At 58.9% G+C, this 13,128-nt stretch carries 9 protein-coding genes; 6 read left to right on the plus strand and 3 right to left on the minus strand.

Annotation, left to right across the window (positions count from 1 at the left end; all coding sequences use genetic code 11):
- Positions 1-111: 111 nt before the first annotated feature.
- A complete protein-coding gene (locus QEP12_RS11680; protein WP_246253909.1) occupies positions 112-1,251 on the minus strand; it encodes a phospholipase A in 1,140 nt (379 codons plus the stop codon).
- 220 nt (positions 1,252-1,471) lie between these two features.
- Positions 1,472-3,550 (minus strand): ATP-dependent helicase, encoded by a 2,079-nt coding sequence (locus tag QEP12_RS11685; RefSeq protein ID WP_219163572.1) that lies wholly within the window; start codon positions 3,548-3,550, stop codon positions 1,472-1,474.
- A 224-nt stretch (positions 3,551-3,774) separates the two neighbouring features.
- Here QEP12_RS11685 and QEP12_RS11690 point away from each other — a divergent pair, with 224 nt between their 5' ends.
- The 6 genes from QEP12_RS11690 (at position 3,775) to QEP12_RS11715 (ending at position 10,500) form a co-directional block, all read left to right on the plus strand.
- A complete protein-coding gene (locus tag QEP12_RS11690; protein WP_174862237.1) occupies positions 3,775-4,722 on the plus strand; it encodes an AEC family transporter in 948 nt (315 codons plus the stop codon).
- Positions 4,723-4,869: 147 nt separating this feature from the next.
- A complete protein-coding gene (locus QEP12_RS11695) occupies positions 4,870-6,402 on the plus strand; it encodes a glycosyltransferase family 39 protein (RefSeq protein WP_219163573.1) in 1,533 nt (510 codons plus the stop codon).
- A gap of 142 nt (positions 6,403-6,544) precedes the next feature.
- Positions 6,545-7,555 carry a glycosyltransferase family 2 protein gene (locus QEP12_RS11700; protein ID WP_219163574.1) on the plus strand — a complete coding sequence of 337 codons (1,011 nt, stop codon included), beginning with the start codon at positions 6,545-6,547 and terminating at the stop codon, positions 7,553-7,555.
- On the plus strand, positions 7,552-7,971 hold the full coding sequence (locus tag QEP12_RS11705) for a GtrA family protein (protein WP_219163575.1): 420 nt from the start codon (positions 7,552-7,554) through the stop codon (positions 7,969-7,971). The genes QEP12_RS11700 and QEP12_RS11705 overlap by 4 nt, the downstream gene beginning before the upstream one ends.
- Complete coding sequence (locus QEP12_RS11710) at positions 7,968-8,804, plus strand: ChbG/HpnK family deacetylase (RefSeq protein WP_174862233.1); 837 nt, start codon at positions 7,968-7,970, stop codon at positions 8,802-8,804. Before QEP12_RS11705 ends, QEP12_RS11710 begins: the two co-directional genes overlap by 4 nt.
- Positions 8,805-8,979: 175 nt before the next feature.
- Entirely contained in the window at positions 8,980-10,500 is a 1,521-nt protein-coding gene (locus tag QEP12_RS11715; protein WP_284214372.1) for a sulfatase-like hydrolase/transferase, read from the plus strand.
- Positions 10,501-10,660: 160 nt separating this feature from the next.
- Here QEP12_RS11715 and priA read toward each other — a convergent pair whose 3' ends face one another.
- Complete coding sequence (gene priA / locus QEP12_RS11720; RefSeq protein WP_284214373.1) at positions 10,661-12,832, minus strand: replication restart helicase PriA; 2,172 nt, start codon at positions 12,830-12,832, stop codon at positions 10,661-10,663.
- Between the last annotated feature and the right edge of the window lie 296 nt (positions 12,833-13,128).

Genomic DNA, 13,128 nt, shown 5'->3' on the forward strand with positions numbered 1-13,128 from the left:
CACAAGCGCTGATTGTGGACGAGTGTTAGCAATTGCAGTTTATGCATAAAAATAGCTTCTAGCGCTTACCGGATAAGCGCTAGAAGCTATGAATTTTGATGATTTCGTGCCTTAAAAATCGAGCAGGCTCAAGCCTACCGAAAGTGAAGTTCGCTTGCGGTTGTAATCAATCAGGCTTTCTCCATAACCGCTAAAAAGCTGAACGTGCAGTCGTAAATTGCTTTTGGCGCCATTCCAGCCTTGGCCGATGGTGCGCATCCACTCCAGGCGGCCTGAGCCATAGCCTCGGCCCAGGCTGCCGCGTGCGGTCAGACCCAGCATGTTCTTCTCATTGGGCTGCCAAGCCAGTTTGATCTCAGCGCGGCCCCAGTAGTTTTGAATGCCGGGGTTGTCGTCAGCCGTGGTGCTTTCCGCCATGCGTTTCCACCACTTGGCGTGCAACTGCCAGCGGTGGTCAAGCTCTGCGCCTGCCATCACATACCAGCGGTTCCAGCTGCGCGAGAGCGGATCGCTTTGACCGTTGGAGTGGTGCACCATGCCTGCACCGCTGTAGCGCAATTGCCAACCCCAGGGCAGCGCGGCCTGCGTGGGGTAGACGTAGAAAACCTCGGGCTCGTGGTCGGTGGTGCGGAAAGGCCGTGACAGATCGGGGCTGAACACCTGCCAGTAAGACTGCTGGGTATAGCCCACCCACAGCGAGTCTTGCAGCCCCGAAGTGGGGCTGGTCAGCAGGCCCGACGCCAGCTTGGTGCGGGCGGAGAGCTGTATGCGCAACTCTTGCTTGCGGTAGTCCTTGAAATCGGCAGGCGCTTTGCCGGGGCTGCTGGGCTGCTGGTTCACGCTGTCGGCGGCGACGACCGAGACCGACAAGGGCTTGTAGCCACGGAAGGTGAAGGTGCCGCAATCGGTGCCGTTTTCCAGCTCAAAAAAGCGGGAGATTTCGCTGTAGCGCGGATCGCGGCAGCCCCCATTGGTGGGCACCAGGCCTTGGCCTGCGACCACATCGGCCTGCACCATTGGTGCCTGGGCAGCTTGTTGTACCACGGCCTCAGGGTTGGCGCTGGTTGCCGAAGCAGCCGGGGCTTGCCATGCAGCAGCGGGTGGTGGTGTCAAGGGCTGCTGGTGCTGTGCCCAGGCGTCAAAGCAGGCCAGTCGGGCTGTGTTGTCGGTGGTGGCAGCACACTGGCGCCACGCGTCTTCAACGACAGCTGCCTGGGGGGTAATGCCCTGCGCCAGTGCCGTCGTCGCCATGGTGGCGGTGGTGGCGCTCAGCAGCCAGGCCAAACGAATTCGGGTTGTGTGCATGCTTGGTTCCTTCCCTCATCTGCACCGGCGCAGCGGTGCTTGGAGGCTTGCGCTACTGAAGTGGTGCGTGGCAGCGACCGCATCAGTCCATAGTGCAAGCTGTTGCATGGTGATGATTTTTAGCGGCAAACGCTTGTCTGGCAAGCGCTGACAGCTACTGAATTCATCATTTTTGGTTTTCCACCAGTTTGGGGGCTGCTTCCACTTTGCGTGCCAGTTGCTCGCGCAGCAGGCGCAGCTTTTCGCGCGGGTCTTCACGGGCGGTGCTGGCATCCAGATTCATCTCCTTGATGAAGCGGCTGGGCTGGCACTGCACCATCTCGCGGCCTTTCTTGCGCCGCTTGGTCCAGCTCACCACCAGCGTGCGCTGGGCGCGGGTAATCCCCACGTACATCAGGCGGCGCTCTTCCTGCAGGCGGGCGGCGATGTCATCGCTCACCTTTTCCTGCTTGCCATCGTTGTCGTCCAGCTTGAAGGGCAGCATGCCCTCGGTCACGCCCACCAGCATCACGTGCGGCCACTCCAGGCCCTTGGAGGCGTGCAGGGTGGACAGGATCACCATGTCCTGCTCTTTCTCGCGCTCGCTGATGGTGGACAGCAGCGCAATGTTCTGCGCCACTTCCAGCAGGCTTTTGACTTCGGTCTGCGTGGTGGTGCCTGCGGCATCTTCCACCTGGCCACCGGCGCGCTGGCTCATCCAGTCGCAGAACTCCAGCACATTGGTCCAGCGCGCGGCGGCCACGGTTTCGCTGTCTTCGCTGTCGTACAGGTACTGCTCGTAGCCAATTTCCTTGAGCCAGTCGAGCATGAAGGTGCGTGAAGCTTCGGCCCCCAGCGTGTGGCGGGCGCGGTACTCCAGATCGTTGATGTAGCGGCCAAACTCCAGCAGCCCTTCGTGCGCCTTCTTGGGCAGCACGGCGGCGAGCATGTGGGAAAACAGCGCGCCAAACATGGACAGCTTGTGCTGGCCCGAAAACTCGCCCAGTTTGCCCAGCGTGGTGTGGCCAATGCCGCGCTTGGGAGTGCCAATGGCACGCAGGAAGGCCGGATCGTCGTCGTTGTTGATCCACAGCCGGAACCACGCACACAGGTCTTTGATTTCGGCGCGGTCAAAGAACGAGGTGCCGCCCGAGACCTTGTAGGGAATGTTGAGCTTGCGCAGCGCTTTTTCAAACGGCTTGGCCTGGTGGTTGGCGCGGTAGAGGATGGCAAAGTCCTTCCACGCGGGCTGCGGGTTCATGTTGGCCCGCAGGCTCTGGATGCGCATGGCCGCGCGCTCTGCCTCGTGCTCTTCGGTATCGCAGTCCTGAATGCGCACAGGCTCGCCCTCGCCCAGTTCCGAAAACAGCGTCTTCGGAAACAGCTTGGGGTTGGGGCCAATCACGTTATTGGCCGCGCGCAGGATGGCGCTGGTGGAGCGGTAGTTTTGCTCCAGCTTGATGAGCTTGAGGTTGGGGTATTCGATCGGCAACTTCTTCAAGTTGTCCAGCGTGGCGCCGCGCCAGCCGTAGATGGACTGGTCGTCGTCACCCACAGCGGTGAAATGGGCGCGCTCACCCACCAACAGTTTCAGTAGTTCGTACTGCGTGGCGTTGGTGTCCTGGTATTCGTCGACCAGCACGTGGCCCAGCAGGCGCTGCCATTTCTCGCGCACCTCGGCGTGGTTTTTGAGCAGGCGCATGGGCATGCCGATCAAATCGTCAAAGTCCACGCTCTGGTAGGCGGTCAGGCGCTCTTCGTAGCGCTGCATGATCAGGGCAATGCTGCGCTCGTGATCGTCCTGGGCCATGGCCAGGGCCTTGCGGCTGTCCCAGCCCGCGTTTTTCCAGTTGCTGATGGTCCACTGCCACTGGCGCGCCGTGGCCACATCGGTGGTGCCGCCGGCACAGTCTTTGAGGATGCCGGTGACATCGTCCGAATCCAGAATGCTGAAGCTGGGTTTGAGGCCCAGCACATGCCCGTCCTCGCGCACCATGCGCACGCCCAGCGAGTGGAAGGTGCAGATCATCACGTCTTTGGCGGGCTTGCCGATCAGACCCTTGGCACGCTCGCGCATTTCGGCGGCGGCCTTGTTGGTAAAGGTGATGGCCGCAATGCGTTTGGGGGCCAGACCGTTGTCGATCAGCTTGCCAATCTTGTGCGTGATGACGCGGGTTTTGCCCGAGCCCGCGCCCGCCAGCACCAGACAGGGACCTTCGGTGTAATGGACAGCTTGGAGTTGGGCAAGGTTCAGACCAGCAGACATGGGTAGGCAACAAAGAGCAAAAAGAAGAGCAAAAACAACAAACGCCTGACCAACGAAGTGGAACTGGTAGGCAGGCGTGAGCCAATCATACGCAAGCTGCGTGGCTGCCACTGCCCGCTGCACGCTTGCCCGTGTGGGCAGCGAGTTTGCCCACCGCAACAGTTGTCGCCTGCGCGTAAGCGGTGTAGTGGAAAGTAGCGGTGCCACTGCCACAATCGCGCACCGTGCTGTCCATACTTGCTGTCACCTTCCCGTTTTTTGCTCTGGTGCTCTGCGGCTTTGTTGCCACGCGCAGGGGGTGGCTGCCGCTGGCTGCCATTCCGGGGCTCAACACCTTTGTGCTGTACTTTGCGCTGCCGTGCATGCTGTACCGCTTTGGTGCGCAAACGCCGATTGCGCAGTTGCTCAATCCGGCGGTGGGCCTTGTGTATCTGGCATGTGGCCTGCTGGTGGTGGCCGGCACGGTGGCGGCTACCCGCCAGCGTTGGGGCTGGAACGATGCTGCATTTGGCGCGTTGGTGGCAGCCTTTCCCAACTCGGGATTTATGGGGGTGCCACTGCTGGTTGCCCTGCTGGGCGAGGCCAGTGCCGGGCCAGTCATTTTGACCATGGCGATTGATATGGTCATCACCACTTCGCTGTGTATTGCGCTCTCGCGCCTCGGGCAGGGCGAAGGGGGTGCGGTGCAGGCGCTGCGCAAGGCTCTGGGCGGCATGCTGACCAACCCCATGCCGTGGTCGATCGTGCTGGGGGCGCTGGCATCGGCGTGGGCGTTGGTGCTGCCTGGGCCGGTGGAGAAAACCGTAGCCATGTTGGCCGGTGCTGCTTCGCCGGTGGCCTTGTTCACCATTGGTGCGGTACTGGCACGCTCGCAAATCAACCTGCACGAGCAGGTACAGCCGCGCCACTACGTGCCGATTGCCCTGGTCAAGTTGCTGCTGCACCCGCTGCTGGTGTGGCTGGCCTGTCAGGCAGCGATGGCCGCTGGTGTCGTGATGGCGCCGCTGACGGTGACGGCCTTGGTGTTGGTGGCCGCATTGCCGAGCGCCAGCAATGTCTCACTGCTGACGGAGCGCTTTGGCGCCCACGGCGGTCGTGTGGCACGCATTATTTTGGTCAGCACGGCGCTGGCATTTGTGACGTTCTCGGGCGCTGTGGCGCTGCTGGTGTAAGCTTTCGCACTATTTTTATAAGCAAATAAGTGCAACCGCTGTGTCTAGTTTCATGACAGCGTCTTTTTTGGCCATTTCTGCGTGAAATAGGTGCTGGACTAGGCCAAGGTGATGGAGTCAAGCTGGGCGCAGAGTTGCAACTGGTCCATGCACGAATCCATATCACGCCCCGGTTCGGCACTTCCCTTGCCGCGCCTTCTTGCCTTTGCACTGGTCTATTTTCTAGCGTGGAGCACTTTGCCTGCACTGCTTGGGCATAGCTTCCCTTTGGATGTGGTCGAGAGTCTTTCGTGGGGCAAGGAATGGCAATGGGGGTATTACAAACACCCGCCATTGGCACCAATCGTTTTAAATATTTTTTATGAAGGCTTGGGCAAGTTTGGCCCTTATGTGCTCAGTCAACTGTGCATTGCCTTAACGCTGACGCTGGTGTGGCTGACTGGAAGACGCCTGATGGATGCGCAGCGCGCTGTGTTGGGAGTCGTGCTTACTATGGGAGTGGCTTATTACAACTTCCCGGCGATTGAGTTCAACCACAACATTGCCCAAATGCCGATCTGGGCCGCTTTGGGGTATCTGTTCGTTGCAGCGCTGCAAGAGAATAAGTTGCGCTATTGGATCGGCTTAGGGGTAGTGGCCGGCCTTGGGATGCTGACCAAGTACTCGATTGCGGTTCTTTTACTGACTTTAGGTCTCTATCTACTCGGCAGTGCGCAATATCGCAAAATTTTGCTGCGGCCAGGGCCTTGGCTGGCTGTGTGCTTGATGGCGCTGATATTTGCGCCACATATGCTTTGGCTGAAAGCTTCGCAATGGCTACCCTTTGCATATGCCAGTGGGCGGGCACTGTCTGAAACTGGCGACCCTCGCCTTGAAGCATTGGGTTTTCCGTTGACACAATTGGCGGCTCATTTGCCTTTGCTGGGCGTGCTGGCATGGGCATGGTGGCGCAGCCGCCGCGAATTGCTAGGAGGTGCCGGGGCCGCAGAGCGTCGTTGGCATGCTTCCAGTCCTTCTTTGCTGCTCGTGTTAACCCTGTTGCCTGGGCTGATCGTAATGTTGCTCGGCGTGCTGCTGGGTTTGCGCTTGCGAGATATGTGGGGATCTCCGATGTGGGCTTTTAGTGGTTTGCTGGTGATGGCGCTGCTGCCTGATGTACGCCTCCCCTCCCTGCAGCCTAAATTGTTGCGTGGCATTGCTGTCTGGCTGGTTCTGGTGAGTATTTTTATGGTGCTTTATATGAGCCATGGCGCTCAACTGCGCAACCGTCCGGGGCGTGTGGATTGGCCTGCTGCCGCTATCGCAAAACAGGCTGAGCAAGCATGGGGTATGCACAGCACCTGTCGCTTGGATACGGTGGCTGGTGACTACTGGTTGGCGGGCTTGCTTTCTGCTTATAGCGCAGCACGCCCTTCGGTACTGATTGATGGTGATCCCCGGTTTTCGCCTTGGGTCGATGTGCGCCGTTTGAAGCAGCATGGCGCTTTATGGGTCTGGCAGGAGAAGACGCAGAACGAGCACCCACAAGCTCCAGAACCCTTGAAAAGCTTGAGCCGTGATGAAACTTTGCACACGGTAGAAGGGGCTTGGAAGATCACATGGCCCCATGCACCATCTTCCGCTCCCCTTGAACTGAAATGGCGCGCTTATGTGCCGGAGCACTGTTTACTTGTGAAGTAATGCAGCAAGGGCCGATAGGCTTGGTAGCCACTCACCGGACTTGATTTGCTGGATGGTTAAGGCTTGCTACTACAACTTCCTAAGCATAAGCAGTGAAAATTCTTCCCGGTTTTAGCTCCTGTATAGATAAGGCAGACTTTCTGTGAAAAGCGACTTCTACGCTGAATATGCACCTGCAGCCCCCTTGGCTGCTACGCCACGGGCGCCTTTGCAACTGTCATGTGTGGTTCCAGCCTACAACGAACAAGAGAACCTAGAGAAATTCGTTCGTGCGTTGATTCCTGTCGTACAAGGTTTGACGCAAAACTTTGAGATTCTCATCGTGAACGACGGCAGTCGTGATGACACGCACGATGTAGCCATGCGTTTGGTAGCACAGGGGCTGCCGGTGCGCTATTTGGCGCTATCACGCAACTTTGGCAAGGAGGCGGCCATGTCCGCGGGGATTGACCATGCGCGCGGTAACGTGGTGTTGCTGATTGATGCTGACTTTCAGCATCCGCTGGAATTGCTGCCTGATATGCATCAGCTGTGGCAAAACGGCTATGAAATGGTCTATGGCGTGATTGCGGATCGCGGTGCAGAAAGTGGTGCCAAACGGCTGGGTACCGATTTGTTCTACCGCCTGATGAATACTGGCAGCAGTGTGCAAGTCCCACCCAACGCGGGGGATTACCGCTGGATGGATCGCAAGGTGGTCGATGCCCTCAAGGCCTTGCCTGAGCGCCATCGATTCATGAAGGGTTTGTACGCGTGGGTTGGCTTTAAAACGGCTGCACTGCCGTTTGTGCCCCAAGACCGCGCTGCGGGTGAATCCAGTTTCAACTTGCGTCGATTGGGGGCTTTGGCCCTGCTGGGTTTGACTTCGTTTACCACGCTGCCACTGCGCATATGGAGTGTCATTGGAGGCGGGGTAGCGTTGTTGGCGCTGCTGTATGGCGCCTGGATCATCGCAGACACCTTGATTTTTGGCACAGACTTGGCTGGGTGGCCCACGTTGTCCGCTGGCATCATGTTGTTCTCTGGCGTGCAACTGATGTCGATTGGTATTTTGGGCGAGTACATTGGTCGCATCTATGACGAGGTCAAACAGCGCCCCACTTACCTGATCGCCCGTGACGAGGATCGCAGCCCCCTGCGTGAGCCGCAATGAGTGTAGGGCGTGCGGTGCTGCAGCGCCTGCAGGCTTTGCCCCAGGGGCTGCAGTTTGTGTTGGTGGGCGGTAGTGCAGCGGCAACCCATTTGGCGGTGGTTGGGCTGTTGGTCGCTTTGTGGGGGCTGCCCCCCCTGGGGGCGAACGTGCTGGGCTTTTTGGTGGCGTTTATCGTCAGCTACAACGGTCATGCATGGTTGACGTTTGCGGTAGCCCAGGCCCGTGGGTGGGGAACTGTGGCACGTTTTTTCGCCGTGGCCTGCCTGTCGTTTGTGGCCAACGAGCTGCTGTATGCCGCTGCCTTGCATTGGCTGGATTGGCATTATTTTTGGAGCCTGGCCGCCGTGCTGGTGCTCGTGGCGATAGGCACTTTTGTGCTGAGCAAGTTTTGGGCGTTTAAGGCGCGTGCTGCATGACCTCTCCCACTGCGCCGCGTGCGCTGATTTTGTGTGCCGATGATTACGCCTTGCACCCGGCGGTGGATGCGGCAGTGGAGCAACTGACCCTGGCAGGGCGCTTGTCGGCCACCAGTTGCATGACCACGTCGCCCCGCTGGGCCCAGGCAGCCCCACGTTTGCAAGTGCTGCGCCCACGGCTGTCGGTGGGCCTGCACTTCAATCTGACCGAAAGCCACGGGGGTGCGGCTGCGGCTCAGCCCCTGGCCACGGTGATTCGCCACGCCTACACGGGTATGTGGAGTGCCGATGCCATGCGCCGCATGTGGGCCCAGCAGCTTGACGCATTTGAAGCGGCCCTGGGCTCGCCGCCGGACTTTATTGATGGGCACCAGCATGTGCACCAGTTGCCAGGGTTTGCCGATGCCATGCTGCACGTGCTGCGTCAGCGCTATACAGAGCAACAGATGCCGTGGGTGCGCTCCACAGCACCGATGGGCACGTTGTGGCGCAGTCCCAAGGCGGCCATCATTGCCTTGCTGGGCGGTTGGCAAACCACGCGCCGCTTGCGCCAAGCGGGTGTGGCTATCAACCAAGGTTTTGGCGGGGTATATGGTTTTGATGCGCCCACCCCTGAGAGGTATGGCACGCAAATGGCGCAGTGGCTGGCGCAGGTGCAAAACGGCAGTTTGCTAATGTGCCACCCCGCCACCACCGAAGTGGTGGGCGATGCGATTGGTGCGCAGCGACCAGTGGAGTTTGCGTATTTGATGTCCGACGCCTTTGGCGCTTTGCTGCAGGCCCAGCAGTGCCAGATTCAGCAAGGGCCTTTAATGCCTTTGTTGAAGCTTTGATTCGCGATGCACTGCAACATTACCGCAAACCATTCAAGACGCCGTATACGCGCAAATTGCTGGGGAGAGATCGCTGTGACAGCGGAGATGGTGATTTGCAAATTGGGCGGTGTTCACAGCTTCATCGGCCACTTTTTTACATCCAGTACGCTGCGCGGCCCACAAAGGCTTTGATATGCATTCTGATAACAACAAACATCTGCTTTGGCGCGGCCTCCTCGGCTGGGCATTTCTTTTTTTACCCGCCTTGCTGGAAGGTATTTCTGCTCCAGCCATAGGCTTATGGCTGGCTTCTGTATTTTTGTTCTGGGCATTCATGCTGTGGCGTCCAGCATTAGTGCTTGCACTGTTTTTTTTGCTGACCATCGGAACGGTCAATGTGGTCCACATTGGTTTTTTTGGTAATTTGGCGGACCAAATTTTTTTAGCTACCGCACAGAGAACCAATTGGGAAGAAACACGCGAATTTATCGGTGTTTTACCTTGGAAGTGGGTGACTGTAGCGGCACTGTGGCTGGTTGCCGGAATTTTTGCCGCGGTTCAAGTTTGGAAGCTTGCACCGCTGCTGAAGCGGCCATCGTGGCCGTGGAAAGTAGCACTGCTTGGATTGACGATTTGGGTGGTTTTTATTGCATTTGCGCTGGCAAAACGTTACAGCTTTGAAGAGGTCACACGCAAACTCAAAACCATCTATCCCATGCATATCGTACGTGCCTGGACTGCGCAGCAGCAATTGACGGAGCAGCTGTTTTACACCCCCAAGTTGCCATCCACCACGGCACAGGCCCCGCAGGTGGATACCTTGGTGGTGGTGATTGGTGAAAGTGCTTCTGCGGAGCGTTGGTCGCTTCTGGGCTACCAGCAGGCTGATACCAACGGTGCCCTGGCACAAATGCAAAACTTGCAAGTTGTGAGAGCGATGGCGCACGGCCTGAATACTGCCGCAGCGTTGCCCTATCTCTTGACCGGCATGTCTGCACAACAAAGTGTGGAGGATCTCGCGCCGTCGTTTCTGGATATTGCACAACATGCGGGCTACAAAACATTTGTGTTGAGCAATTCGCGCTATCACAGTTCTGTGGAAGATTTTTACGGTGTGACCTTCCGCCGAGCAGCTGATAGTTTTGTGAAAGTGGGGAATGGCGATTGGGATGGGGTTTTGACCGCACCTCTTGAAGCAGCATTGCATGACCCGGCGCCCAAGAAGCTGATTGTTTTGCATACGTATGGCAGCCACTTTCAAGTGCAAGAGCGCTACCCCCGCAGCGCTGCACGCTTTGCGGATGTCTATGACAACTCTTTGCGCTACACCAGTGATTTGTTGGTGCAGTGGATTCAACGTATCGAGCAAAGCACAACGCAGCAGCAGACAGCGATGCTCATTTACTCCAGCGACCATGGAGTGGCGATGCCTCCTTGCGCCGATCATTACCGCACAGGCAGCGGCTTGAGCAGTTTGCAGGTACCTTTGCTGGTCTGGAGCAACCTCGCCTTGTCGGCGCAGAGGGCTGCGCTGCCACAGTTTGCAGACCATGAACGTGAGCATCTTGTGCGCAGCAACGCCGAAGTGGCGGATATTGCAGTGGCGGCACTGGGATTCCCGGATGCTTTAAAACCTTCGCACCGCCGTGAGCTTTCTTTCAATGGCCTTGATTGGACTGAGCTTCAACAACGCGATGCATGCAGCTTGCAGTAGAGGTGTGCTCAATGGCTCCAGAGTCGCAGCAGCGAAAAAAGGCCAGAGCAGCGAGAGTCACGCCAACAACCGCTGGCAGCGCATTGGTTCGGTATTTGTGGCGCTGTTGACTCGGAACCTCTTCGCGACTTCTTAAGCTGCAAGCACTGAAAAATACGTTTCACAAAGCCAGCGGATCTACATCGACCAGCCAGCGCACGATGCTTTTGTGCGGGGGCTGGCCGCGCACCCAGTGCAGCCAGGGTTGCCAGGCATGCAAAAACCTTTGCAGGGCGCGGCGGTCGGTGGCCTCAAGCAGCATTTGGGCACGCTCGACATTGGCCACGCGCTGCACGGTCATGGGAATGGGTGGGTAGAGAAACACATCGTCCAGGTGCGGCAACTGGCCTTGGTGGGCGGCATCGGTGGCAGCACGCAAAAAGGCCTGGGCGGCGTCTTGGGTTTTGGCATCGGCACGCACCAGTGCCTGGAAGGCAAAGGGTGGCATTGCGGCGTCTTGGCGTTCACGCAGTTGCTGTTGGGCAAAACTGGGGTAGTCGTGCTGCCGCAGGGCCTGGTAGACCATGTGCTGCGGCTCAAGGCTTTGTATCCACATCTCGGGGTGGCTGCCTTGTGCGCTGATGTAGCTGGCGTCGCGCCCGGCGCGGCCTGCGGCTTGCATCAGCAGGCAAAACAGGCGCTCTGGCGCGCGAAAGTCGCTGCTGAACAGCGCGCCGTCGGGCTGTACGGCAGCCACCAGGGTGATGCGGCGAAAGTCATGCCCCTTGGCCACCATTTGCGTACCCACCAGCACATCGACCTCGCCGCTGTGCACCAGCGCCAGCTGTTCTTCAAGCGCGCCTTTGTGCTTGGTGGTGTCGGCATCAATACGGCCAATGCGTGCGGGCCTGCCGTCGGGGCGCTGCACATTGCGCAGCAAGCGTTCCAGCTCTTCTTCGAGCTGTTCTGTGCCCTTGCCCAGCGGCAGGATGTCGGGGTTGCCGCATGCGGGGCAGGCGTGGGGCACGCGGCGCGTGTCGCCGCAGTGGTGGCAGCGCAGGGTGCGGTCGCCTTTGTGAAAGACCTGGTGGGCGCTGCAGTGCGGGCAGTCACTTTTCCAGTTGCAGTCGGCGCAAAACAGCACGGGCGCAAAGCCACGGCGGTTAAGCAAAATCAGGCTTTGCTCGCCTTTTTGAACGCGTTCGGTAATAGCGGCCAGCAGCGGCGGAGAAAACACCGTCTTCTTGGGCTGTTGCGTCATGTCTACCATGCGCAGGCGGGGCAATGCACCAGCCCCAATGCGGCTGGGCATGTGCAGCCGCAGGTAACGGCCCACGGCCGGGTCGCTGGCGTGCCAGCTCTCCAGTGAGGGGGTGGCGCTGCCCAAGATGACTTTGGCGCCGCAGTCATGGCCGCGCCACAGTGCCAGATCACGGGCGGAGTAGCGGGCACCTTCTTGCTGTTTGTAGCTGGGGTCATGCTCTTCATCGACCACGATCACCTGCAGCCCCGGCATGCTGGCAAACACCGACATGCGCGTGCCCAGCACGATGCGGGCCTGCCCCGTGTGGGCAGCCAGCCAGCTTTTGAGGCGCTGCACATCGGTCATGCCGCTGTGCATGCTGACCACGGCCTGTGCCCCGAACAGCGGCGCAAAGCGGGCTTCAAAGCGCTCTTGCAGCTGGGGGGTGAGGTTGATCTCCGGCACCATCACCAAGGCCTGCGCCTGGGGACTGGCATCCAGCGCCTGTTGCACCACCCGCATATAGACCTCGGTCTTGCCGCTGCCCGTGCTGCCGTACAGCAAAAACGGACCGGAATTTTGCTCAATTTGGCTGCAAACGCTTTGCTGCTCTGCGCTGAGTGCTATCAATGCTTGCGGAGCTTGGGGGGGCGCTGCTGCTACTGCTACTGCTTCGGCGGCGGCTGCCAGTGCCGCTGCCGCTTTTTTGCTGCGTTGTTTGGGCTTGGGCGGCTGCAGGCGCTTGGCCAGTTGCTCGGCCGTCATATCACGCAGGGCGGGCGGCAAACCGGCCATGGCGATTTCGCCCACGCTGCGCTGGTAATAGCGTGCGGCAAAGCCTACCAAACGTTGCCAGTGACCGTTCATCGGCTCCAGCCCCTGCATGACGGCGTCTAAGGGGCGCAGCTTGCTGGGGTCTATGGGGGTTTCATCTGGGGGGGCTGGCCACACCACGCCCAGCAGATGGCGGGTGCCCAGCGGCACGCGAACCAGACAGCCGGCAGGCAAAGGGCTGCTGTGGGTATAGCTCAAGGGGGTGCCCACGCCGCTGTGTACCGGCGTGTGGACGGCCACATGAACGACGTGGAATGTAGGAGCCTGCTCGGGCATGGGCGTCAGATATAGCGCAAGCGCTACGTATTCAAGTTTCTGTGGATAACTTTGTGGGGATTGTTTACCACAGCCTCTGTGGCTCAAAGCGCACATCTGCACTTTTATTTTGATGTGACAGGCTTGTCATGAAAAATTGTTTTTAAAAACAATGACTTGCTACATTGCCTCGTCATTTTTTGCTATAGCCTTCATGGTGCTGCTGCACCCCTGTCCGCTGGCACCGAATTGTGCATAAGTTCAAAACCACGCACCTGTCAAGTGCGTGAAAGTAAGCAGTAGATGCGCGCTGCTTG

The organism is Comamonas jiangduensis (assembly GCF_030162955.1).
Taxonomy (GTDB): domain Bacteria; phylum Pseudomonadota; class Gammaproteobacteria; order Burkholderiales; family Burkholderiaceae_C; genus Comamonas; species Comamonas jiangduensis.

Bases quoted from the DNA above. Each gene is read 5' to 3' on its own strand.
- QEP12_RS11680 (WP_246253909.1), bottom strand. From the start codon at position 1,251: ATGGCGACGACGGCACTGGCGCAGGGCATTACCCCCCAGGCAGCTGTC.
- QEP12_RS11685 (WP_219163572.1), bottom strand. From the start codon at position 3,550: ATGTCTGCTGGTCTGAACCTTGCCCAACTCCAAGCTGTCCATTACACC.
- QEP12_RS11695 (WP_219163573.1), top strand. From the start codon at position 4,870: ATGCACGAATCCATATCACGCCCCGGTTCGGCACTTCCCTTGCCGCGC.
- QEP12_RS11705 (WP_219163575.1), top strand. From the start codon at position 7,552: ATGAGTGTAGGGCGTGCGGTGCTGCAGCGCCTGCAGGCTTTGCCCCAG.
- QEP12_RS11710 (WP_174862233.1), top strand. From the start codon at position 7,968: ATGACCTCTCCCACTGCGCCGCGTGCGCTGATTTTGTGTGCCGATGAT.
- QEP12_RS11715 (WP_284214372.1), top strand. From the start codon at position 8,980: ATGCATTCTGATAACAACAAACATCTGCTTTGGCGCGGCCTCCTCGGC.
- priA (WP_284214373.1), bottom strand. From the start codon at position 12,832: ATGCCCGAGCAGGCTCCTACATTCCACGTCGTTCATGTGGCCGTCCAC.